We start from the raw sequence: 21,825 nt of genomic DNA on the forward strand, positions 1-21,825 counted from the left end.
TCAGCGCACTTTCCGCATGACCAGCAGCGAACGCCCCGCAACGGGTATCTCGTTCCCGGCCTGCACCGCTCGATCGGCCGGAAACTCCGGCTCCGGCGAGTCCGCAGTGTCCAGCTCGACGGTCCACTCTTGGGCGTAATCAGCGCCGGGAACGGCGAATTCGACCGCAGCGTCGTGCGCATTGAAGCACAGCAGGAACGAGTCATCGACCACCCGCTCGCCACGGGCGTCCGGCTCGCGGATCGCCTCACCGTTGAGGAAGACCATGATGCATTTGTCGAAGCCGTTGTCCCAATCGTCTTGGCTCATCGCCTGACCGGCGGGGGTGAACCAGGCGATGTCACCGATCTCGTCGCCGTGGCGCACCGGACGGCCCTCGAAGAACCGGCGGCGACGAAACACCGGGTGGTCCTTGCGAAGCTGCGTCACGCGGCGGGTGAAGGCCAGCAGGTCGGCATTCTTCTCGGTCAGCGACCAATCCATCCAGGCCAGTTCGGAGTCCTGACAGTAGGCGTTGTTGTTGCCGTGCTGCGTGCGGCCCATTTCATCACCGTGCGCGATCATCGGCGTGCCTTGGGACAGCACCAGGGTGGCCATGATGTTGCGCATCTGCCGAGCCCGTAGTGCCAGAACGGCCGGATCGTCGGTGGGGCCTTCGACGCCGCAGTTCCACGAGCGGTTGTGACTCTCGCCGTCGGTGTTGTCGTCGTGGTTGGCCTCGTTGTGTTTTTCGTTGTAGGACACCAGATCGTGCAGGGTGAACCCGTCGTGGGCGACGACGAAGTTGATGCTGGCGCCGGGCCGGCGTCCGGTGGCTTCGTAGAGGTCCGACGAACCGGTGAGGCGGGAGGCGAACTCCCCCAGCGTCTCCGGTTCGCCGCGCCAGTAATCACGCACGGTATCTCGGTACTTTCCGTTCCATTCGGTCCACAGGCCGGGAAAGTTGCCGACCTGGTATCCGCCTTCACCGACGTCCCACGGCTCGGCGATCAGCTTGACCTGGCTGACCACCGGATCCTGCTGGATCAGGTCGAAGAATGCCGAAAGGCGGTCGACGTCATAGAACTCGCGAGCCAACGTCGATGCCAGGTCGAAGCGGAACCCGTCGACGTGCATCTCGGTCACCCAGTACCGCAGTGAATCCATGATCAGCTGCAGCGCATGCGGGTGGCGCGCGTTGAGGCTGTTTCCCGTTCCGGTGTAATCCATATACATGCTGCGGTCGTCATCGACGAGCCGGTAGTAGGCGGCGTTGTCGATTCCGCGGAAGTTGATGGTCGGGCCCAGGTGGTTACCTTCGGCGGTGTGGTTGTAGACCACATCGAGGATCACCTCGATGCCGGCCTCGTGGAAGGTGCGCACCATCGTCTTGAATTCCGCGACCGCCGCGCCGGGCTGCCGGTTCGCCGCGTACTGGCTGTGCGGGGCGAAGAACCCGAACGTGTTGTAGCCCCAGTAGTTTCGCAGGCCCAGCTGCAGCAGGCGGTCGTCGTGCATGAACTGGTGCACCGGCATCAGCTCGATCGCCGTGACGTTGAGTGCCTGCAGGTGGTCGACGACGGCCGGGTGAGCCAATCCCGCGTAGGTGCCGCGCAACTCCTCCGGGACGCCCGGATGGGTCTGCGTCATGCCCTTCACATGGGTCTCGTAGATGATCGTTTCGTGGTAGGGGGTGTTAGGCGGCCGATCGGACGCCCAATCGAAGTACGGGTTGATCACCACGCTGGTCATGGTGTGCCCCAGCGAGTCGATCATCGGCAGGGTCTCGGCTTGGGGCGCGTCGCCACCGGCGGTCATGTCGTAGGAGAACAGCGGCTGACCGAAGTCGAAGTCGCCGGCGAACGCCCGGCCGTAGGGGTCGAGCAGCAGCTTGCTGGAGTCGCAGCGGTGTCCGGCCGGCGGGTCGAAGGGCCCGTGCACCCGGAAGCCGTAATGCTGTCCCGGCGCCACCGTCGGCAGGTAGGCGTGCCAGACGTAGCCGTCCACCTCGTCGAGTGGGATGCAGGTCTGCTCACCGTGCTCGTCGATCAGGCACAGATCGACCCGCTCGGCGATCTCGGAGAACAGGGCGAAGTTGGTTCCCCCGCCGTCGTAGGCGGCTCCCAGCGGGGCGCTGCTGCCGGGCCAGCTGCTCCGCAACACCGGCGGGTTCGCATGCGAGTCTCTGGCAGCAGTGACCTCGTTCGCCGGATTTCGGGTAACGGCCATATTCACCCAATCTCGTCAGGACTTTCGGTACTTCGATGCTGCGGCACTCCCGCCGAGTGTGGCCTACCCGCCTGCCGAGCGGTCAAACTATGCCCGTCTACGACAGTACGGTCAGATGCACCGCCCGGCAGCCGCTGTTGAAAGTCCCCCGACCCGGGTATAAGCGTTGTCGTGGTCTCTGATGACCTGCGTCGGCTGGCAGCGGCCCACGGCGTAGCCACCGCCTATCGCAACGAGCGGCGCGAGCTGGTGCAGGTTGATGCCGACGTCGTCATCCGGGTGCTCCGGCTACTCGATGTCGAAGCCGGCAGCGAAACCGACTGCCGTCATGAGTTGGCCAGGCTGGACGAGCGCGACCGTGCGGGGCTGTCGCCACCCACGGTGGCGGTGCGGGTGACCGGGCGTCCCCAGCCGTTGTCCGGCGCCGTTGCGCTGGTCGACGAGGACGGTGTCCGCAGCGCCGTGCGCGATGAACTGCCCGCAGATCTGGCGCCAGGCTGGTATGACCTTGCGCTGCGCAACGGCCAGCAGGTCACGCTGGTGGCGGCTCCGGCCCAGGTGCCGCAGGCCCCGGCGACCTGGGGATGGATGCTGCAGTTGTACGCACTGCGGTCCGCCCGTTCGTGGGGCATCGGCGATCTGTCCGATCTGCGGGATTGGGTGAGGTGGACCGCCGCCGAGCACGGCGCTGGAGCGGTGCTGCTCAACCCGCTGCACGCGCCGGGGCCGACGCATCCGGTGCAGCCGTCGCCATATACGCCGTCGAGCCGGCGATTCGCCAACCCGCTGGCACTGTGCATCAGTGACCTCGACGGCTATCGGCGCGCCGACCCGGCCACCCGGGCGGAAATCGATGCGCTGCAGGTCGCTGCGGACACCGCGCGCGTCGACTACGACCTGGTTTGGTCGGCCAAACGCGCAGCCCTGGAGTTGCTCTGGCGTGCCGAGGGCCGCCCGTCCGGGCTGGACGAGGCGCCGGACAGCGGTGCGTTGCGGGACTGGGCGACCTACTGCGCGCTGGCCGAGCGCCACGGCGCTCGGTGGACGACATGGCCGGCGCCGCTGCACGACGTGGCCGGGAGCGCCGTCGCGGCGGCGCGAACCGAGCTCGCGCCGCGGGTGGCGTTTCATGCCTGGGTGCAGCAACGCTGCGCCGAACAGCTGCACGCCGTGCAGCAGGCCGCACACGACTCGGGCATGGCGGCGGGGGTGCTGCACGATTTGGCCGTCGGCGTCGATCCCGACGGCGCCGACGCTTGGGCGCTGGCCGGTGTGCTGGCCGGTGCAGCCAGTGTCGGGGCGCCCCCCGACACGTTCAGCCCTCGTGGGCAGGACTGGTCTCTACCGCCCTGGCGGCCGGACCGCTTGGCGGACACCGGCTACACCGCGATGCGCGACATGCTGCGAGCCGTCCTGGCCCACGCGGACGGTGTGCGTATCGATCACGTCGCCGGCTTGTGGCGGCTGTGGTGGATCCCGCCAGGCGAGAGCCCTGATCGCGGCACCTACGTCGGTTACGACGCTGATGTCATGCTCGCGGTGCTGGCACTGGAAGCCCATCGAGGCAGTGCGGTCGTCATCGGCGAGGACCTGGGCACCGTCGAACCGGAAGTCACCCGCGCCTTGGCCGACAACGAGATGCTGGGCTGCGCGGTGTCCTGGTTCACCCGTGACGAAGCGGCGCCCGGCCAGCCGTTGCTTCCGCCGGCGAAGTGGCCCTCGCGGGTGGCTGCCAGCATTTCCACCCACGATCTGCCCACCGCAGCTGGATTCTTCCGCGGCGAGCACGTACGGGCACGCGCCGAGCTGGGTCTGCTCGACGACGTGGCGGCCGCACAAGGCGCCGCCGAGCAGGAGCGAGCCGAATGGCTCGCCCTGCTGCGTTCAGAAGGTTTTCTCGAGCAGGACGACGGGGCCCCGGATGAGCGGCAGATCATCGACGCCCTGCACCGGTTCTTGGCGGCCACGCCGAGCCGGCTGAAACTGGTCTCCCCGTACGACGTGCTGGCCGAACTTTGTCAGCCCAACCTGCCGGGCACCGTCGACGAATATCCGAACTGGCGGCTGCCACTGCGCGAGCCTCTTGAGCAGCTGCGCACCGACCCGAGAATCGCCCGCACCGCGGCGATGTTCTCGGCCGGCGAAGGCCGCAATGCCGCATCCGGCAGGTAATCGCGTCCCGAATCGGGTACAAGTCGAAACATGACCGCCGACGTTGACGACGAGTTTGGTCAAGACCTCCCAGACCCCACAGCGGGTAGCCACGTCGAAGATGGCGTTGTCGAACATCCCACCGCCGACGACTTCGGCGATGCCGCGGCCCCGCCGGCGGATCCCGTCTGGTTCAAGCGTGCGGTGTTCTACGAGGTGCTGGTCCGGGCGTTTTACGACTCCAACGGGGATGGGGTCGGTGACCTGCGCGGGCTGACCGAGCGACTGGACTACCTGCAGTGGCTCGGAGTCGATTGCCTGTGGCTGCCACCGTTCTACGATTCGCCGCTGCGCGACGGCGGCTATGACATCCGGGACTTCTACAAAGTGTTGCCCGAGTTCGGCACGGTCGATGATTTCGTCGAACTGATCGACGCCGCGCACCGGCGCGGGATCCGGGTCATCACCGATCTGGTGATGAACCACACCTCCGACAGCCATCCGTGGTTTCAGCAGTCGCGTCACGACCCGGACGGCCCGCACGGTGACTACTACGTGTGGAGCGACACCAGCGAGCGCTACGCCGACGCCCGGATCATCTTCGTCGATACCGAGGAGTCCAACTGGACGTTCGACGCGGTGCGCAAGCAGTTCTATTGGCACCGGTTCTTCTCCCACCAACCCGATTTGAACTATGACAATCCGGCGGTTCAGGACGCGATGCTCGACGTGCTGCGGTTCTGGCTGAACCTCGGCATCGACGGTTTTCGGCTGGATGCGGTGCCCTACCTGTTCGAGCGAGAAGGGACCAACTGCGAAAACCTGCCCGAGACACACGATTTCCTCAAACGCTGCCGCAAGGTGGTCGACGATGAGTTCCCGGGCAGGGTGCTGCTGGCCGAGGCCAACCAATGGCCGACCGACGTCGTCGAATATTTCGGTGATCCCGCGACCGGCGGCGACGAGTGCCACATGGCATTCCATTTCCCCTTGATGCCACGCATTTTCATGGCGGTACGCCGCGAGTCTCGCTTCCCCATTTCGGAGATCATGGCGCAGACGCCGCCGATCCCCCACCTGGCGCAGTGGGGCATCTTCTTGCGCAACCACGACGAGCTGACCCTGGAGATGGTCACCGACGACGAGCGCGACTACATGTACGCCGAGTACGCGAAAGATCCGCGTATGAAGGCGAATGTGGGGATCCGGCGCCGGCTGGCCCCGCTGCTGGACAAAGACCGCAACCAGATCGAGTTGTTCACCGCACTGTTGCTGTCGTTACCCGGTTCACCCATCCTCTACTACGGTGACGAGATCGGCATGGGCGACATCATCTGGCTGGGTGACCGTGACGCGGTGCGCACCCCGATGCAGTGGACACCCGACCGCAACGCCGGTTTCTCCACCGCGAACCCCGGCCGCCTCTACCTGCCTCCCATTCAAGACGCGGTCTACGGACATCAGTCGGTCAACGTGGAATCACAACGCGACACGTCGACGTCGTTGCTCAACTGGACCCGCACCATGCTCGCCGTTCGGCGTCGGTACGACGCATTCGCGCTCGGTGAGTTCCGCGAGTTGGGCGGATCCAACCCGTCAGTGCTGGCGTACGTGCGGGAGCTCGCCGGCGATGACGGGGCTACGGTTTTGTGCGTCAACAACCTGTCGCGGTTTCCCCAGCCGATCGAGCTGAATCTGCAGCACTGGGACGGCCACACGCCGGTGGAACTGACCGGGTCGGTGGAATTTCCCCGGATCGGAAAACTCCCGTATCTACTCACCCTGCCCGGATACGGCTTCTACTGGTTTCAACTGTGCGAGCCGTGCGAGCCGAAGGAGGACATGTCATGACTGGTGGCAGCGGCGAACCAGCGGGCCTGCCGTGGGCGGAGTGGCTGGCGACCCGACGCTGGTACGCGGGGCGTAATCGAGAGCTGGCCGGCGCCGACCCCATCCTGATGGTGACGCTGGAAGACGGACTGGATCTGGTGTTGATCGACGTCTCCTACACCGAAGGCGCCCCCGAGCGCTACCAGGTGATCGTCAGCTGGGATGTCGAGCTGCCACCGGAGTACGCGCAGATCGCGATGATCGGAACCGATCGTGGACGCACCGCCTATGACGCGCTGTATGACGCTGCGGCCACTCGGACCTTGTTGTCGTTGATCGATTCGTCGGCTCAGCGTGGCGACGTCGCGTTCACGCCGGAGGCCGGGGTGTCGCTGCCGGCCGGGGCGGGCGCTCGGGTGTCGGAGGCCGAGCAGAGCAACACCAGCGTGATCGTCGAGGAGGAGGCGGTCCTCAAGGTGTTCCGTCGGCTGAAGGAAGGCATCAATCCCGACATCGAGTTGAACGCGGCGCTCGGTCAGGCAGCCAACCCCCACGTGCCGCGGTTGCTGGGCTCCTACCAAATCGAGTTGCCCGGCGATTCCGAGCCCTACGCGTTGGGCATGGTCAGCGAATACGCGGTGAATTCGGCCGAGGGGTGGGCGATGGCTACCGCCAGCGTGCGCGATCTGTTCGCCGAAGCCGATCTGTACGCCTACGAAGTAGGTGGCGACTTCGCCGGCGAGTCCTATCGGCTCGGTGAGGCGGTCGCGTCGGTGCACCGCACGCTTGCCGACAGCTTGGGAACCTCGGAAGCGGACTTTCCGGCGCAGGCTCTGCTGTCACGGTTGTCGGCCACGGCGGCGGCCGTGCCGGAGATCCGCCCGCACGTCACCGCCATCCAACAGCGATTCCAGGAGTTGGCCGGGGAGAAGATCACGGTGCAACGAGTCCACGGCGACCTGCATCTGGGGCAGGTGCTGCGTACCCCGAACGGTTGGCTGCTCATCGATTTCGAAGGCGAGCCGGGCGCACCGCTCTCGGAGCGCCGCCGGCCCGATTCGCCGCTGCGGGATGTCGCAGGTGTGCTGCGGTCCTATGAGTACGCCGCGTACGGCAAGTTGGCCGACCTGTCCCGTGACGGGCAGGACCGGCAACTGGCCACCCGCGCCCGGGAATGGCTGGACCGCTGTCAGAGCGCCTTCTGCGACGGCTACGCCGCAGAATCCGGCGCCGACCCGCGTGACTCGGTGGCGCTGCTGGCCGCCTACGAAATCGACAAGGCGGTCTATGAGGCCGGCTATGAAGCCCGGCACCGGCCCGCCTGGCTGCCGATTCCGCTGCGGGCGCTGACCCGGTTCACCGCGGCGTGATCGCAAGCGCGGCGGAGCCGGGCGAAGCGGGTCACGCCATCAGCTCGGCGTGATCGCGGTGACGCTGCGTTCTTCGGGCTCCAGCCATAGCGCCGACAGCGGGGGCAGCACCAGCACCGCGGAGGCCGGCCGGCCGTGGCGGGGCTCATCGACGGCGTCCACGCCACCGAGGTTGCCGGCGCCGCCGCCGCAGTAGTCGACGGCATCGGTGTTGAGTAGCTCGCGCCACCGGCCGACGAACGGCAGGCCGAGGTGGTAGCCGGCGTGCGCCACCCCGGAGAAGTTGAACACCGCGGCCAGCACCGATCCGTCCGTCCCGTAACGCAGGAAGCTCAGCACGTTGTTGGTGGAGTCGTTGGCGTCGATCCAGGAATAGCCGGCCGGGCTGAGGTCTTCGCTCCACAGTGCGGGGTGTTCGCGGTAGATGGCGTTGAGATCGCGTGTCAGGCGCAGGATTCCGGCCGAGAACCCGGTTGCCTCCCGTTCTGTATCGAGTTGGAACCAATCCAATCCGCGCTCTTCGGACCATTCGGCGCGCTGGCCGAACTCCTGGCCCATGAACAACAACTGCTTGCCGGGGTGGGCCCACTGGTAGGCCAGCAGACTGCGGACCCCGGCGGCCTTGGCGTGGTCGTCGCCAGGCATGCGGCTCCACAGCGTGCCCTTGCCGTGTACCACTTCGTCATGGCTGATCGGCAGCACGAAGTTCTCGCTGTAGGCGTAGAGCATCGAGAAGGTCATCTCGTGGTGATGGAAGGAGCGGTGCACCGGGTCGTGGCCGAGATAGGCGAGCGTGTCGTGCATCCAGCCCATGTTCCATTTCATCGAAAAACCCAGCCCGCCAAGGCTGGTCGGCCTTGACACTCCCGGCCACGAGGTCGATTCCTCGGCAATGGTCGCGATGCCGGGCGCCGACTTGTGCGCGGTCGCGTTCATCTCCTGCAGGAACTGCACCGCTTCCAGATTCTCCCGGCCGCCGTAGACGTTGGGCGTCCAGCCGCCCTCGGGCCGCGAGTAGTCCAGATAGAGCATCGACGCCACCGCATCGACGCGGAGCCCGTCGATGTGGAACTCGCTCAACCAGTACAGCGCGTTGGCGACCAGGAAGTTGCGGACCTCCGGACGGCCGAAGTCGAACACATAGGTACCCCAGTCGAGTTGCTCACCCCGACGCGGATCGGCGTGCTCGTACAGCGGGGTGCCGTCGAACCGGCCCAGCGCCCAGGCGTCTTTGGGGAAGTGCGCCGGAACCCAGTCCACGATGACGCCGATACCGGCGCGGTGCAGCGCGTCGACCAGCGCGCGGAATTCGTCCGGCGTGCCGAACCGGGCGGTCGGGGCATAGTAGGAGGTGACCTGGTAGCCCCAGGATCCGCCGAACGGATGTTCAGCGACCGGAAGAAGTTCGATGTGGGTGAAGCCCTGTTCCACAACGTAATCCGTCAGCTCAGTGGCGAGCTGGCGATAACTCAGGCCGGGACGCCAGGACCCGAGGTGTACTTCGTAGACGCTCATCGCTTCGAATGACGGATTTCCGGTGGCGCGCCGGCTCATCCACTCGTCGTCGCTCCAGGCATGACGGCTGGTGGTGACCCGGGACGCGGTCTGCGGCGGCGTTTCGGCGGCGAACGCCATCGGGTCGGCCCGCTCGGTGACGACGTCGTCGGCGCCGTGAACCCGGAACTTGTACAGGCCGCCGACCGGGAAGCCGGGCCAGAACAGTTCCCACACACCGGAAGATCCCAACACCCGCATCGGCGCACCGATACTGTCCCAGCCGGTGACGTCACTGATCAGAGCGACTCCCTTGGCGTTGGGCGCCCACACCGCGAACGACACCCCGGTGACCGTCCCGTCCGGCGTGGTGAACGTGCGGGGATGGGCGCCGAGCACCTCCCACAGCCGTTCGTGCCGGCCTTCGGCGAACAGGTGCAGGTCGATCTCACCCAGCGTGGGCAGGAAACGATAGCCGTCGGCGACGATCTGGGGCTCCGCTACGTCCGGGTAGTCGAACTGCAGCCGATAGTCGATCAGGTCGGCGAACGGCAATGTCGCGGCGAATAGCCCGTTGCCCAGGTGTTGCATCGGCACCCGGTCGCCGCCCACCAGCACCGCGGCGGCGGCCGCGCCCGGCCGCAGCGTCCGGATCACGGTGCGTTCGCCGTCGTCGTGGGCGCCCAGGATCGCGTGCGGATCATGGTGCGCGCCGGACACCAAGCGGTCGACGTCCTCGGGCGCCAACGCCAGCCCTGGCCTCGGTGTGGGTTTGCTTCGGGTCATCGGGTTCTCACCTCCGAAGCAACCGTGCCCGCGCGTCGGCGTTGATCACGGGCATATTGACGATATGGGCGACCGCTCGGCTCGGCTCGAGTCGTACGTAATTGTCTTGCCCCCACTGGTATTCCTCCCCGCTGATCTCGTCCCGTACCCAGAACCGTTCGTAGGGCTCCATACCCAACGCCGCCATGTCCAGCGACAACGTCGCCTCCTCGGCCGCGAACGCGTTCAGCGTCACCACCACCAGGACCGTGTCTCCGCTGACCGGGTCGAACTTGCTGTAGGCCAGCAGTGCGTCGTTGTCGAGGTGATGAAAATGCAGGGTGCGCAATTGCGCCAAGGCGGGGTGGCGCCGGCGAATGGCGTTGAGGCATGCGATGAACGGCTCCAACGACCTGCCCTCGTGCACCGCGGTGGCGAAGTCGCGCGGACGCAGTTCGTACTTCTCCGAGTGCAGATATTCTTCGCTGCCTTCGTGCAGAGCCTGGTGTTCGAACAACTCGTAGCCGGAATACACCCCCCACGAGGGGCCCATGGTGGCGGCCAGCACCGCCCGGATCGCGAACATGCCGGGACCGTGATGCTGCAGGCTGGCATGCAGGATGTCCGGCGTGTTGACGAACAAATTCGGGCGGCGGAAGTCGGCGATCTCAGCGATCTCTTCGCCGAACTCCACCAGCTCGGACTTCGAGGTGCGCCAGGTGAAGTAGGTGTAGGACTGGGTGAAGCCGAGCTTGGCCAGGCCGAACTGGCGTACTGGCGGAGTGAACGCCTCGGACAAGAACAACACATCCGGATCGGCGGATTTGATCCGCGCGATCAGCCAGGCCCAGAAGCCCGGCGGTTTGGTGTGCGGGTTATCGACCCGAAACACCTTGACGCCGTGGCCGATCCAATGCTGCACCACGCGAAGGACCTCGGCATACAGCCCGGCGGGATCGTTGTCGAAGTTCAACGGATAGATGTCCTGGTATTTCTTCGGAGGGTTCTCCGCGTAGGCGATCGTGCCGTCCGGTAGCTCGGTGAACCACTGCCGGTGCTCACGCGCCCAGGGGTGATCGGGCGCGCACTGCAACGCCAGATCCAGGGCGACCTCCAAACCGAGCTCGCCGGCGCGGGCGACGAAACGGTCGAAATCCTCCAGCGTCCCCAGGTCGGGATGCACCGCGTCGTGGCCGCCCTCGTCGCTGCCGATCGCCCACGGCGACCCGACGTCACCCGGTTCGGCGACAGCGCTGTTGTTCGGGCCCTTGCGGTGCACCTTTCCGATCGGGTGGATCGGCGGCAGATACACCACGTCGAATCCCATCTCGGCGATGCGCGGTAGCTCCGACGCCGCGGTGGCCAGCGTGCCGTGCACCGGCTCGCCCGCGGAATCCCATCCGCCGGTGGAGCGCGGAAACATCTCGTACCAGGCGCTGAACCGGGCCAGCGGCCGGTCCACCCACACTTGATACTGCTGTCCCCGCGTGCAGTGGTCCCGCAGTGCGTAGCAGCTGATCAGTTCGGACACCTGGTCCGACAACGCCGGCGCCGACCGGGTCACCGGGTCTCCCGGCTCGCGCAAGGCGGCAGCAGCGGCCAGCAGCGGCTCCCGCTTGCTGCGCGGCACCCCGGCGGCGGCGCGGTCGAACAGCTCGGCGCCGATCAGGAGATCGTTGGACAGCTCGGCCTCGCCCTGACCGACGTCCAGTTTCGCGACCACCGCATCACGCCAGGTGCCGATGGAATCGGTCCAGCCGTCGACCCGGAAAGCCCATAACCCGACCTGGTCCGGGACGAACTGGCCATGAAAGACGTACGGCTGCGCACCGGCGCTCATCGGCAGCAGCAACGGCTTGCCCCGACAAGACTCGGCAACGGCCTTCTGCTCATCGCCCTGCATACCGGATGAACCAGTCGGTCGCGGGTAATCGGACCCCAGGTAGCGCACCACCAGCGTCGCCGCGACCACTTCATGTCCCTCGCGCCAGACGCTGGCCGCGACCGGCACCACCTCTCCGACCACCGCCCTGGCGGGCTGCCTGCCGCAGGACACACTCGGCGTTACGGCATCGACCTCGATTCGGCCCGGCACCCACTACTCCGTTCGTCGGCTGCGATTCCGACAGTGGGTACCCGCGCCGACCGGAAGCTACCCCCGGGGCAGCCCCAGTAGCCGCTCGGCGGCCAGAGTCAGCAGGATCTGCTCAGTGCCACCGGCGATAGACAGGCAGCGGGTGTTGAGGAAGTCATGCACCTCACGTCCGGCCACGGCGCCGGCCCCCTCGGTCAGATCCATCCGGTACTCGGCCAGGTCCTGGCGGTAGCGCACCCCGATCAGCTTGCGCACCGAGGACTCCGAGCCGGGGTCCTGGCCGCCGACGGCGAGCTGGGCGATGCGCTGGTCCAGCAGCGAGCCGGCCTGTGCGGCGATGATCAGCCGGGCCAGCCGGTCCGCGGTGGCGGTGTCGGGTTCCCGGTCTGCCAGGGTTTTCAGCAGTTCTTCCATCGGGTTGCCCAGCGCCGTGCCGCCGGCGATCGCGACCCGCTCGTTGGCCAGCGTGGTGCGGGCCAGCCGCCAGCCGTCGTTGACGCCGCCGACCACCATCTCGTCGGGGACGAACACGTCGTCGAGGAACACCTCGTTGAACAGCGCATCGCCGGTGATCTCGCGCAGCGGCCGGATGTCGATGCCCTCGGCGGCCATGTCGAGCAGGAAGTAGGTGATGCCCTTGTGTTTCGGCGCGTCGGCGTCGGTGCGGGCCAGGCAGATGCCCCACTGCGAGTCGTCCGCCCGTGAGGTCCACACCTTCTGCCCGGTCAGGCGCCAGCCGCCGTCGACCTTGACCGCCTTGGTGCGCAGCGCGGCCAGGTCCGAGCCGGCGCCCGGCTCGGAGAACAGCTGGCACCAGAAGATCTCGCCGGTCAGCGTGGGAGGGATGAACCGCTCGATCTGCTCGGCGGTGCCGTGCTCGAGGATGGTGGGCGCCGCCCACCAGCCGATCACCAGGTCGGGGCGAGCGACACCGGCCGCGGCGAGCTCCTGGTCGATCACCAACTGTTCGGCCGGGCCGGCGGCGCGCCCATAGGGCGCCGGCCAGTGTGGTGCCAGGAGGCCCGATTCGGCCAGCGCCGCCTGGCGCTGCTCGGCTGGCAGCGCGGCGATCCGGGCCGCCTCCGCGGCGATCTCGGGCCGGACGTCGGCGGTCTCACCGAGGTCGACCTCCAGCCGGCGCCGTACCCCGGCCCGGGTCAGCGCGGCGACCCGGCGCAGCCAGTACTCCGATCCGCCCAGCGCCTGGCCGATGCCGTAGGCCCGGCGCAGATACAGGTGCGCGTCGTGCTCCCAGGTGATACCGATGCCGCCGAGCACCTGGATGCAATCCTTGGCGTTGGCCTTGGCGGCGTCGATGCAGATGGCGGCGGCTACCGCGGCCGCGATCGCGAACTGCTGCTCATCGGGGTCGGCGGCCGCGCGAGCCACATCGGCGGCCGCCACCGCAGCCTGGTCGGCCCGGCACAGCATCTCCGCGCACAGGTGCTTGACGGCCTGGAAGCTGCCGATCGGCTTGCCGAACTGCTCGCGCACCTTGGCGTATTCGACGGCGGTGTCCAGTGCCCAGCGGGCGACGCCGGCCGCTTCGGCGGACAGCACCGTGACCACCAGGTTCTGCACCCGGCTACCGGCCTCGAGCACGATCGCAGGCGCGGCGGTCAATGTCGCCTTCGCCAGCGGCCGGGAGAAGTCGGTGGCGGTCAGCGGCTCGACCTGTACCCCGTCGGCACGGGCGTCCACCAGCACCCAGTTCTCCCCGGCCGGCAGCACCAGCAGCCCGTCGGCGGTTGCGCCCAGCACCCGCTCGGCGGTGCCGGACACCTGCGACGTCGCGGCGTCGAGCTGTAAGTCGGCGTCGATAGCGGCCCCGGCGACACGTTCACCGTTCGCGAGGGCCTCGGCCAGCTGCGGCTCGGTGACCACCAAAGTGGCCAGCGCGGTGGTCGCGACCGGACCGGGAACCAGTGCCTTGGCGGCCTCGTCGACCATCGCGCACAGGTCTTCGAGCCGCCCGCCGGCGCCGCCGCAGTCCTCAGAGACGGCCACCCCGAACAGGCCCAGGTCGGCCAGACGCGCGAAAACCGGCTCCCAGGCATCGGTTTGGCCCAGTTCGACGGCACGGATCGCCTCGGCGGTGCCTGCTGCGGCGGCCCAGTCGCGGACCAGCTCACGAGCGGCGAGCTGTTCGTCGTTGATGGTCACGGGCACGCTGGGCTCCTCCGGGTGATCTCGGTGTTGTGCTTCGGCGAGTGAGGAAGTCCACCTCGCTCACTAGAACGTGTTCTAATAGTGCCAGCGTCCGAGCGTCAAGTCGAACCGTTGTGGCAGGACACATCGCGTCCCGTCGGTGTTGGGAGCGCGAGATTCGGCTACGTGATGCGTATCGTTACTGGCGAGTAAGCCGATTGAAGGAGCTGCCCCCCACATGTCGTCACCAGCCGACAGCAACCCAGCTCGCGGATCGCGGACCCAGCCGCGCGAGGTCACCAGCGTGGCTGTGCTGACCGAGTCCGACCTCGGCTCCGAGGCGCAGCGTGAACGCCGCAAGCGCATCTTGGACGCGACGCTGGCGATCGCCTCCAAAGGCGGCTACGACGCGGTGCAGATGCGTGCGGTGGCCGACCGGGCCGACGTGGCCGTGGGCACCCTGTACCGGTACTTCCCGTCGAAGGTCCACCTGCTGGTCTCGGCGATGGGCCGCGAGATCGCCCGCGTCGAGACCAAGACCGATCCGGCCACCTACGCCGAAATGACCCGGCACCAGCGGCTCAACCTGGTGGTCAACAAGCTCAACCGCGCCATGCAGCGCAACCCGCTGCTCACCGAGGCCATGACCCGGGCCTACGTCTTCGCCGACGCGTCGGCGGCCGGTGAGGTCGACCACGTCCAGAAGCTGATCGACTCGATGTTCGCCGGGGCGATGAGCGATGGCGAGCCGACCGAGGAGCAGTACCACATCTCCCGGGTGATCTCGGATGTGTGGTTGTCCAACCTGCTCGCCTGGCTGACCCGGCGAGCATCGGCCACCGACTTCAGCACGCGGCTGGACCTGGCGGTCCGGCTGCTGATCGGCGACGACGACCGCCCCAAGGTCTGACCGATGCCCACCGGTTCGGGGACATAGAACCGGTGACAACCACTGCGGTGGAAGCGGTCCCGCGCCGGCTGGCGCATGCGCTGGACCTGTTGAACTTCACCGTGGCCGACGTACGGGACGGGCTGGGCCCCTACCTGGCGATCTACCTGCTGGTGACCCACCATTGGGACCAGGCGTCGATCGGCTTCGTGATGGCGGTCGGCGGTATCGCCGCGGTCGCGGCCCAGACCCCGGTGGGCGCGCTGGTCGACCGGACCATCGCCAAGCGGGCGTTGCTCATCGGCGGTGCGTTGGCCGTCACCGCGGGGGCTCTGGCGATGCCGCTGTTCCCCGGTTTCTACAGTGTCGCCGCCCTGCAGGCGCTGACCGGCGTCGCCGGTTCGGTGTTCGCGCCGGCGCTGGCCGCGATCACCCTCGGTGTCGTCGGCCCACCCCGGTTCGCGAAACGGGTGGGCCGCAACGAATCGTTCAACCACGCGGGTAATGCCACGGCCGCCGCCGCCACCGGTGGCCTCGCCTACTTCTTCGGTCCGGTGGTGGTGTTCTGGATGCTGGCCGCGATGGCCGCGCTCAGCATCGTGGCCACGCTGCGAGTTCCCGCGGCGGCGATCGACCACGATGTGGCCCGCGGGATGGATCATCGTGCCGGCGAGCCGCATCGGCAGCCGTCGGGATTCGCTGTGCTGCTGCGAAACCGGCGGTTACTGGTATTCGCCGCCATCGTGGTGACGTTTCATTTCGCCAATGCGGCCATGCTGCCGCTGGTCGGCCAGGAACTGGCGCTGCACAACACCGAGTCCGGCACCGCCCTGATGGCGGCGTGCATCGTGGCGGCGCAACTGGTGATGGTTCCGGTCGCCTATCTCACCGGCGCCAAAGCCGATGTCTGGGGCCGCAAACCGATCTTCCTGGTGGGATTCGCGGTGCTGACGCTGCGCGGGCTGCTCTACCCGGTCTGGGACAACCCGTACTGGCTGGTCGGCGTGCAGTTGCTCGACGGCGTGGGCGCAGGGATCTTCGGTGCGTTGTTCCCGCTGGTCGTCCAGGACGTCACGCACGGCACCGGGCGCTTCAACGTCAGCCTGGGGGCGATCACCACCGCATGGGGGGTCGGTGCCGCACTGTCGAACTTCGTCGCCGGCCAGATCGTGGTGGCCGCGGGCTACAACGCGGCGTTCGTCACCCTGGCAGCGGTGGCCGCCACCGGTTTCGTGCTCTACTTGACCGCGATGCCCGAAACTGCCAGAACTCCGAACCGGATCCGCTGATGCGGTTGCGTCCAGGCCGACCTGATGTGGGCCGCTTCGCCCACCGCTTCACGGTGCCGGTGGCCGAACCGGGTGCGCCGTTGGCGGTGACGTGGCTCGGGGTCACCAGCATGCTGATCGACGACGGGTCGTCGGCGCTGATGACCGACGGCTACTTCTCGCGCCCGAGTCTGGCGCGGGTGGCGCTGCGCAAGGTATCGCCGTCGGCGGCTCGCATCGACGGCTGTCTGGCCCGGGCCGGAGCGCGTGAGCTGGCCGCGGTGATCCCGCTGCACACCCATATCGATCACGCGCTGGACTCCGCGGTGGTGGCCGAACGCACCAGTGCGGCACTGGTGGGTGGTGAATCGGCGGCGAATATCGGCCGCGGCCAAGGGCTTTCGGATGACCGCTTGATCGTCGCCGTTCCCGGGACGCCCATCACGCTGGGCGCCTACGACGTGACCCTTCTCGAGTCGCGGCACTGTCCGCCGGACCGCTTCCCCGGTGTCATCACCAGCGCGATAGTTCCGCCGGTCAAGGCGTCGGCCTACAAGTGTGGTGAGGCCTGGTCGGCGCTGGTGAGCCACCGGCCCTCGGGGCGAGGGCTGCTGATCGTCGGCAGCGCCGGGTTCGTCCCGGGCGCGCTGGACGGGCATCGTGCCGACGTCGCGTATCTGGGTGTCGGGCAGCTCGGTGTGCAGCCGCGGCAATACCTGACCGACTACTGGACGGAGACGGTGCGCGCCGTCGGCGCCAATACCGTCGTGTTGACCCATTGGGACGATTTCTTCCGTCCGCTGTCGAAACCGTTGCGTGCCTTGCCCTATGCCGTCGACGACCTGACCGTCACGATGCAGATCTTCAGCGAGTTGGCCGACGCCGACGGAGTGGGCCTGCACCTGCCCACGGTGTGGCGGCGCGAAGACCCGTGGACCTGAAGCCGGCTCTTGCACTGTTGCTGCTCGCCGTGGTGCTGGGCTTCGCGGTGGCCCGGCCGCGGGGCTGGCCGGAGGTGTTCGCGGCGGTGCCGGCCGCTGCCGTCCTGGTCGGCACCGGAGCGATCTCGGTGCACGACGCTGCCGCCGAGGCCGCCACCCTGCTGCGGGTCGTTGCGTTCCTGGGCGCGGTGCTGGTGCTGGCGCAGCTCTGCGACGACGAAGGCCTGTTCGATGCCGCCGGCGCGGCGATGGCTCGGGCCGACGTCGGGCCGCCGCAGCACCTGCTGCGCCGGGTCTTCGTCATCGCGGCCTGTCTGACCGCGGTATTGAGCCTGGATGCCACGGTGGTGCTGTTGACCCCGGTGGTGCTGATGATGGCCCGCCGCCGTCGGGCACCGCTGCGCCCGCACGCGTATGCGACCGCGCACCTGGCCAACACCGCATCACTGCTGCTGCCGGTGTCCAACCTGACCAATCTGCTGGCGTTCCAGACGGCCGGCCTGTCCTTCGCCAGGTTCACCGCGCTGATGGCGGCGCCGTGGCTGGCCGCGACGGCGGTGGTGTATCTGATCTTTCGGTGGTTCTTCCGCGCCGATCTGCGCGCGACCCCGGAGCACCGCCACGCCGGCCCTCCCCCGCCGGTGCCGGTGTTCGCGCTGGCGGTGGTGGCCCTGACGCTGGCCGGTTTCGTGCTCGCGGAGACGTTCGGCGTCGCTCCGGCATGGGCGGCGGTCGCCGGTGCCGCCGTGCTGGCCGTACGCGGTCTGGCGCTGCGGCGCAGCACACCGGCCGGCATCCTGCGGGCAGCCAACGTCGGTTTTCTGGTGTTCGTGCTGGCACTGGGGGTGGTGGTGCGCGCGGTCGTCGACAACGGGCTGGGCGACCGGATGAGCGCGGTGCTGCCGGCGGGCGCGGGACTGATGGCACTGTTGGGTATCGCGGCGGTGGCCGCGGTGCTGGCCAACGTGGTCAACAATCTGCCCGCCACGCTGGTGCTGGCGCCGCTGGTGGCGCCGGCCGGTCCGGTGGCGGTGCTGGCGGTGCTGATCGGGGTCAACATCGGACCCAACCTGACCTACGCCGGCTCGCTGTCGAACCTGCTGTGGCGCCGGGTGCTGCGCCGCTATGGCGTTCCGGCCGGGGTCGGCGAGTACACCCGGCTGGGATTGTGCACGGTGCCGCCGACCCTGCTGGCGGCGGTGCTGGCGCTGTGGGCCGGCGCCCGGCTGCTGGGCGTCTAGCGGTGATCGCAAGCGCGGCGGAGCCGGGCGCAGCGGGTCACCGCCACCGGATCAGCTTCGCCGATAGGCCGGTGGCAGCGGCATCCCCAGCTCGGCCATCACGGTGCGGGCGCGCTGCGGATAGTCGGTGATGAGTCCGTCTACGCCGGCGGCGATCTGCTCGCGCATCTCAGTGGCGTCGTTGACCGTCCACGGGATGATCTTGAGCCCGGCGTGGTGCGCCCGGTCGACGAACGCCCGATCGACCACCGAGTAGTGCGGGGAGAGGGTGCCGGCGCCGGCCGCGGCCGCACCGGCGATCGGGTCCGGCCCCCGTTCCCACAGCGCGACCAGGGGAATCGCCGGCTCGATGGCGTGCACCAGCGGCAGGGTGCGCCAGTCGAAGCTCTGCATCGCCACGGCGTCCAGCTTGCCGGCGGCCCGCACCGCCGCCAGGGTCACCTCGACGATCTGCTGCTGATTTTCTGCGTCGACCTTGGTCTCGATGTTGTAGCGCACATCCGCGTGATACGAGTCGGCCAGGGCGAACACCTCCGGCAACGTCGCGATCACGTTGCCGGGCGGCACTTCCGCCTCGGGGAACTCCGGCAGCGGCTGACCGCAGTCCAGCGTGTGGACCTGCGTCACGGTGAGGTCGGCCACCCGCTTGCCCACATACGGGTATTGCGGGTCACCGGCAACGACCGGGCCGGTGTCGGCGCACTTGGACGGCTCGATCACCGGATCGTGCCAGACCAGCGGTTGCGCATCCCGGGTCAAGACAATATCCAATTCCAGTGTGCTGACGCCTGTTTCGATCGCCTTGGCGAAGCCGCGCAGCGATCCCTCGGTGGTCTCGCCCCGGCCACCACGATGCGCCTGCAGATCGAATGTGTCCGGCTGCGCCTGCGCCCCGGCGGCCGCAGCCACGGCGAGGATCAGCGTCACGGCGATGATGGCGCGGCGGATCACCGCCGCTGACGGGCGATTTCGGCCAGCACCACCCCGGCGGCCACCGAGGCATTCAGCGACTCGGTGGGCCCGGCCATCGGGATCGACACGATGGCGTCGCAGTTCTGCCGGACCAGCCGGGACAGGCCCTTGCCTTCGGAGCCGACGACCAGCACCATCGGGCCGGCGCCATCCAAGTCGTCGACCACGGTGTCGCCGCCGGCATCCAGCCCGACCACCTGCAGGCCGCGATCGGCCCACGCCTTCAGGGTCTGGTTCAGGTTGGACGCGCGCGCGACCGGGATTCGCGCTGCGGCACCGGCACTGGTGCGCCAGGCCACCGCGGTGACCGACGCCGAGCGGCGCTGCGGGATGACCACGCCGTGCCCGCCGAATGCCGCCACCGAGCGCACGATGGCGCCGAGGTTGCGTGGATCGGAGATGTTGTCCAACGCGACCAGCAGCGCCGGCGCGACGTCTTGGCGCGCGGCGGCGAGCAGGTCGTCGGGATGGGCGTACTTGTACGGCGGAACCTGCAAGGCGATGCCCTGGTGCAGGCCGTTGGTAGTCATCTTGTCCAGGTCCGAGCGGGGGACCTCCAGAATCGGCAACCCGGAATCGGCTGCCCGGGTGACTGATTCGGTCAACCGCTCGTCGGCTTCGGCACCGAGCGCCACATACAGCGCGGTGGCCGGGATACCGGCCCGCAGGCATTCCAGCACCGGGTTGCGGCCCAGCACGGTCTCGCTCTCGTCGCTGCGCTTGGCCGTCCGGTAGGCCCGCTGCTTGGCGGCGCGTTTGGCGGCTTTGGCGGCCGGGTGGTATTCCCGCTGGTGGGCCGGCGGAGTGGCGCCGCGGCCCTCGAGCCCGCGGCGGCGCTGACCGCCGGAGCCGACGGTCGGGCCCTTCTTGGTCCCGGGTTTGCGCACCGCGCCCTTGCGCTTGGAGTTGCCGGCCATCTAGCCCGCCCCGTCCAGCAACAGCGACCACTGCGGGCCGTCGCCGGTATCGGTGACGTCGATGCCGGCATCCTTGAGCCTGCCGCGGATCTCGTCGGCGAGCTGCCAATCCCGTTCGGCGCGAGCGGTTTCCCGGCGTTGCAGCTCGGCGCGCACCAGCACGTCGACCGCCGCCAGCGCCGCCGAGGTCTCGTCGCGCGACTCCCAGCGTTCGTCGAGCGGGTCACAGCCCAGCACGCCCATCATCGCCCGGATCGCGCCGGCGGCCGCCAGCGCGCCCTCGTGGTCGCCGGCGTCCAGCGCCCGGTTGCCCTCCGCGCGGGTGCGGTGCACTTCGGCCAGCGCGATCGGCACCGACAGGTCGTCGTCGAGTGCGGCGGCGAACCGGTCCGTCCAGCTGCCGGGAAGCACTGCGCCCACCCGGCTGCGCACCCGGTGCAGGAAGTCCTCGATGCCGACGTAGGCGTTGACGGCGTCGCGCAGGGCCGCCTCGGAAAACTCCAGCATGGAACGGTAGTGCGCGCTGCCCAGGTAGTAGCGCAGTTCGGCCGGCCGGACCCGTTGCAGCACCGCCGACATCGACAGCACGTTGCCCAGCGACTTGCTCATCTTCTCGCCACCGAGGGTGACCCAGCCGTTGTGCAGCCAGTAGTTGGCGAAGCCGTCGCCGGCGGCTCGACTCTGGGCGATCTCGTTCTCGTGGTGGGGGAAGATCAGATCCATTCCGCCGCAGTGAATGTCGAACTCAGGGCCGAGATAGGACCGGGCCATCGCCGAACATTCCAGATGCCAGCCCGGGCGGCCGGATCCCCACGGTGTGGGCCAGCTGGGTTCACCGGGCTTGGCGCCCTTCCAGAGCGTGAAGTCCCGCGGGTCGCGTTTGCCGGTGGCCAGGCCCTCGCCCTGGTGCACGTCGTCGATCTTGTGGCCGGACAACTGGCCGTATTCGGGGTAGCTGAGTACGTCGAAGTAGACGTCTCCGCCGCCGGCATAGGCGTGGCCGGAGGCGATCAGCCGGTCGATCAACTCGACCATCTGGGTGATGTGGCCGGTGGCGCGGGGTTCGGCCGAGGGCGGCAGCACGCCCAGCGCCTCATAGGCGGCGGTGAACTCGCGCTCGTAGGTGGCGGCCCATTCCCACCAGGGCCGGCCCGCCGCGGCGGCCTTGTTGAGGATCTTGTCGTCGATGTCGGTCACGTTGCGCACGAAGGCGACGTCGTAACCGCGCGCGGTCAGCCACCGGCGCAGCACATCGAAGGCCACACCGCTGCGGACGTGGCCGATGTGCGGGGGCGCCTGCACGGTTGCACCGCACAGATAAATCGACGCGTGACCGGGCCGCAGCGGAACGAAGTCACGAACGGCGCCGGTTGCCGTGTCGTGCAGCCGTAGGCTGGGGCGATCGGTCACGACGGGCCAGCTTACCGGGCCGGAAGGACGTCGCCGCCGTGGCCGCTGCCCGCGATCGTCGAACCCCTTCCTATCAGGCAATTACCAGGTACGGACACCACTTGCCACATGTGTGGACAGGCGGTC

14 protein-coding genes are annotated in these 21,825 nt (G+C 68.3%); 7 read left to right on the forward strand and 7 right to left on the reverse strand.

Annotated elements, in window-relative coordinates:
* On the reverse strand, positions 1-2,208 hold the full coding sequence (gene glgX, locus AC5Y31_RS08005) for a glycogen debranching protein GlgX (RefSeq protein WP_065024746.1): 2,208 nt from the start codon (positions 2,206-2,208) through the stop codon (positions 1-3).
* A 171-nt stretch (positions 2,209-2,379) separates the two neighbouring features.
* Here glgX and malQ point away from each other — a divergent pair, with 171 nt between their 5' ends.
* Genes malQ through AC5Y31_RS08020 form a run of 3 tightly spaced genes read left to right on the forward strand, consistent with a single transcriptional unit; the run spans position 2,380 to position 7,559 of the window.
* Positions 2,380-4,380 (forward strand): 4-alpha-glucanotransferase, encoded by a 2,001-nt coding sequence (gene malQ / locus AC5Y31_RS08010; protein WP_499979480.1) that lies wholly within the window; start codon positions 2,380-2,382, stop codon positions 4,378-4,380.
* Positions 4,381-4,410: 30 nt separating this feature from the next.
* Positions 4,411-6,210 carry a maltose alpha-D-glucosyltransferase gene (gene treS / locus AC5Y31_RS08015; RefSeq protein ID WP_499979481.1) on the forward strand — a complete coding sequence of 600 codons (1,800 nt, stop codon included), beginning with the start codon at positions 4,411-4,413 and terminating at the stop codon, positions 6,208-6,210.
* On the forward strand, positions 6,207-7,559 hold the full coding sequence (locus AC5Y31_RS08020) for a maltokinase N-terminal cap-like domain-containing protein (protein ID WP_499979482.1): 1,353 nt from the start codon (positions 6,207-6,209) through the stop codon (positions 7,557-7,559). Before treS ends, AC5Y31_RS08020 begins: the two co-directional genes overlap by 4 nt.
* A gap of 39 nt (positions 7,560-7,598) precedes the next feature.
* On the opposite strand, the gene glgB is transcribed toward AC5Y31_RS08020, so the two are convergent.
* Genes glgB through AC5Y31_RS08035 form a run of 3 tightly spaced genes read right to left on the reverse strand, consistent with a single transcriptional unit; the run spans position 7,599 to position 14,082 of the window.
* Entirely contained in the window at positions 7,599-9,839 is a 2,241-nt protein-coding gene (gene glgB, locus AC5Y31_RS08025) for a 1,4-alpha-glucan branching protein GlgB (RefSeq protein ID WP_499979484.1), read from the reverse strand.
* Between the two features lie 7 nt (positions 9,840-9,846).
* Positions 9,847-11,913 carry an alpha-1,4-glucan--maltose-1-phosphate maltosyltransferase gene (locus tag AC5Y31_RS08030; RefSeq protein ID WP_499979485.1) on the reverse strand — a complete coding sequence of 689 codons (2,067 nt, stop codon included), beginning with the start codon at positions 11,911-11,913 and terminating at the stop codon, positions 9,847-9,849.
* Between the two features lie 57 nt (positions 11,914-11,970).
* Positions 11,971-14,082, reverse strand: a complete 2,112-nt coding sequence (locus AC5Y31_RS08035) for an acyl-CoA dehydrogenase family protein (RefSeq protein ID WP_499979487.1) — start codon at positions 14,080-14,082, stop codon at positions 11,971-11,973.
* Positions 14,083-14,365: 283 nt separating this feature from the next.
* Here AC5Y31_RS08035 and kstR point away from each other — a divergent pair, with 283 nt between their 5' ends.
* The 4 genes from kstR to AC5Y31_RS08055 are packed head-to-tail and all read left to right on the forward strand — an operon-like array spanning position 14,366 to position 18,400.
* Positions 14,366-14,971: a cholesterol catabolism transcriptional regulator KstR gene (gene kstR / locus AC5Y31_RS08040; protein ID WP_301633164.1), complete on the forward strand. Its 606-nt coding sequence runs from the start codon at positions 14,366-14,368 to the stop codon at positions 14,969-14,971.
* A 32-nt stretch (positions 14,972-15,003) separates the two neighbouring features.
* Positions 15,004-16,239 (forward strand): MFS transporter, encoded by a 1,236-nt coding sequence (locus AC5Y31_RS08045; RefSeq protein WP_499979488.1) that lies wholly within the window; start codon positions 15,004-15,006, stop codon positions 16,237-16,239.
* Positions 16,239-17,159: an MBL fold metallo-hydrolase gene (locus AC5Y31_RS08050; protein WP_499979490.1), complete on the forward strand. Its 921-nt coding sequence runs from the start codon at positions 16,239-16,241 to the stop codon at positions 17,157-17,159. Before AC5Y31_RS08045 ends, AC5Y31_RS08050 begins: the two co-directional genes overlap by 1 nt.
* Positions 17,156-18,400 (forward strand): SLC13 family permease, encoded by a 1,245-nt coding sequence (locus AC5Y31_RS08055; RefSeq protein WP_499979746.1) that lies wholly within the window; start codon positions 17,156-17,158, stop codon positions 18,398-18,400. Before AC5Y31_RS08050 ends, AC5Y31_RS08055 begins: the two co-directional genes overlap by 4 nt.
* Positions 18,401-18,451: 51 nt before the next feature.
* Here the strand turns inward: AC5Y31_RS08055 and AC5Y31_RS08060 are convergent, their stop codons facing one another.
* From AC5Y31_RS08060 to cysS, 3 genes are read right to left on the reverse strand one after another with little or no spacing between them, the layout of a single operon-like run.
* Complete coding sequence (locus AC5Y31_RS08060) at positions 18,452-19,348, reverse strand: glycerophosphodiester phosphodiesterase family protein (RefSeq protein WP_499979752.1); 897 nt, start codon at positions 19,346-19,348, stop codon at positions 18,452-18,454.
* Positions 19,348-20,289: a 23S rRNA (guanosine(2251)-2'-O)-methyltransferase RlmB gene (rlmB, locus tag AC5Y31_RS08065; RefSeq protein ID WP_499979492.1), complete on the reverse strand. Its 942-nt coding sequence runs from the start codon at positions 20,287-20,289 to the stop codon at positions 19,348-19,350. The genes AC5Y31_RS08060 and rlmB overlap by 1 nt, the downstream gene beginning before the upstream one ends.
* A complete protein-coding gene (cysS, locus tag AC5Y31_RS08070) occupies positions 20,290-21,699 on the reverse strand; it encodes a cysteine--tRNA ligase (RefSeq protein WP_499979496.1) in 1,410 nt (469 codons plus the stop codon).
* Between the last annotated feature and the right edge of the window lie 126 nt (positions 21,700-21,825).

The organism is Mycobacterium sp. NGS18 (assembly GCF_059813185.1).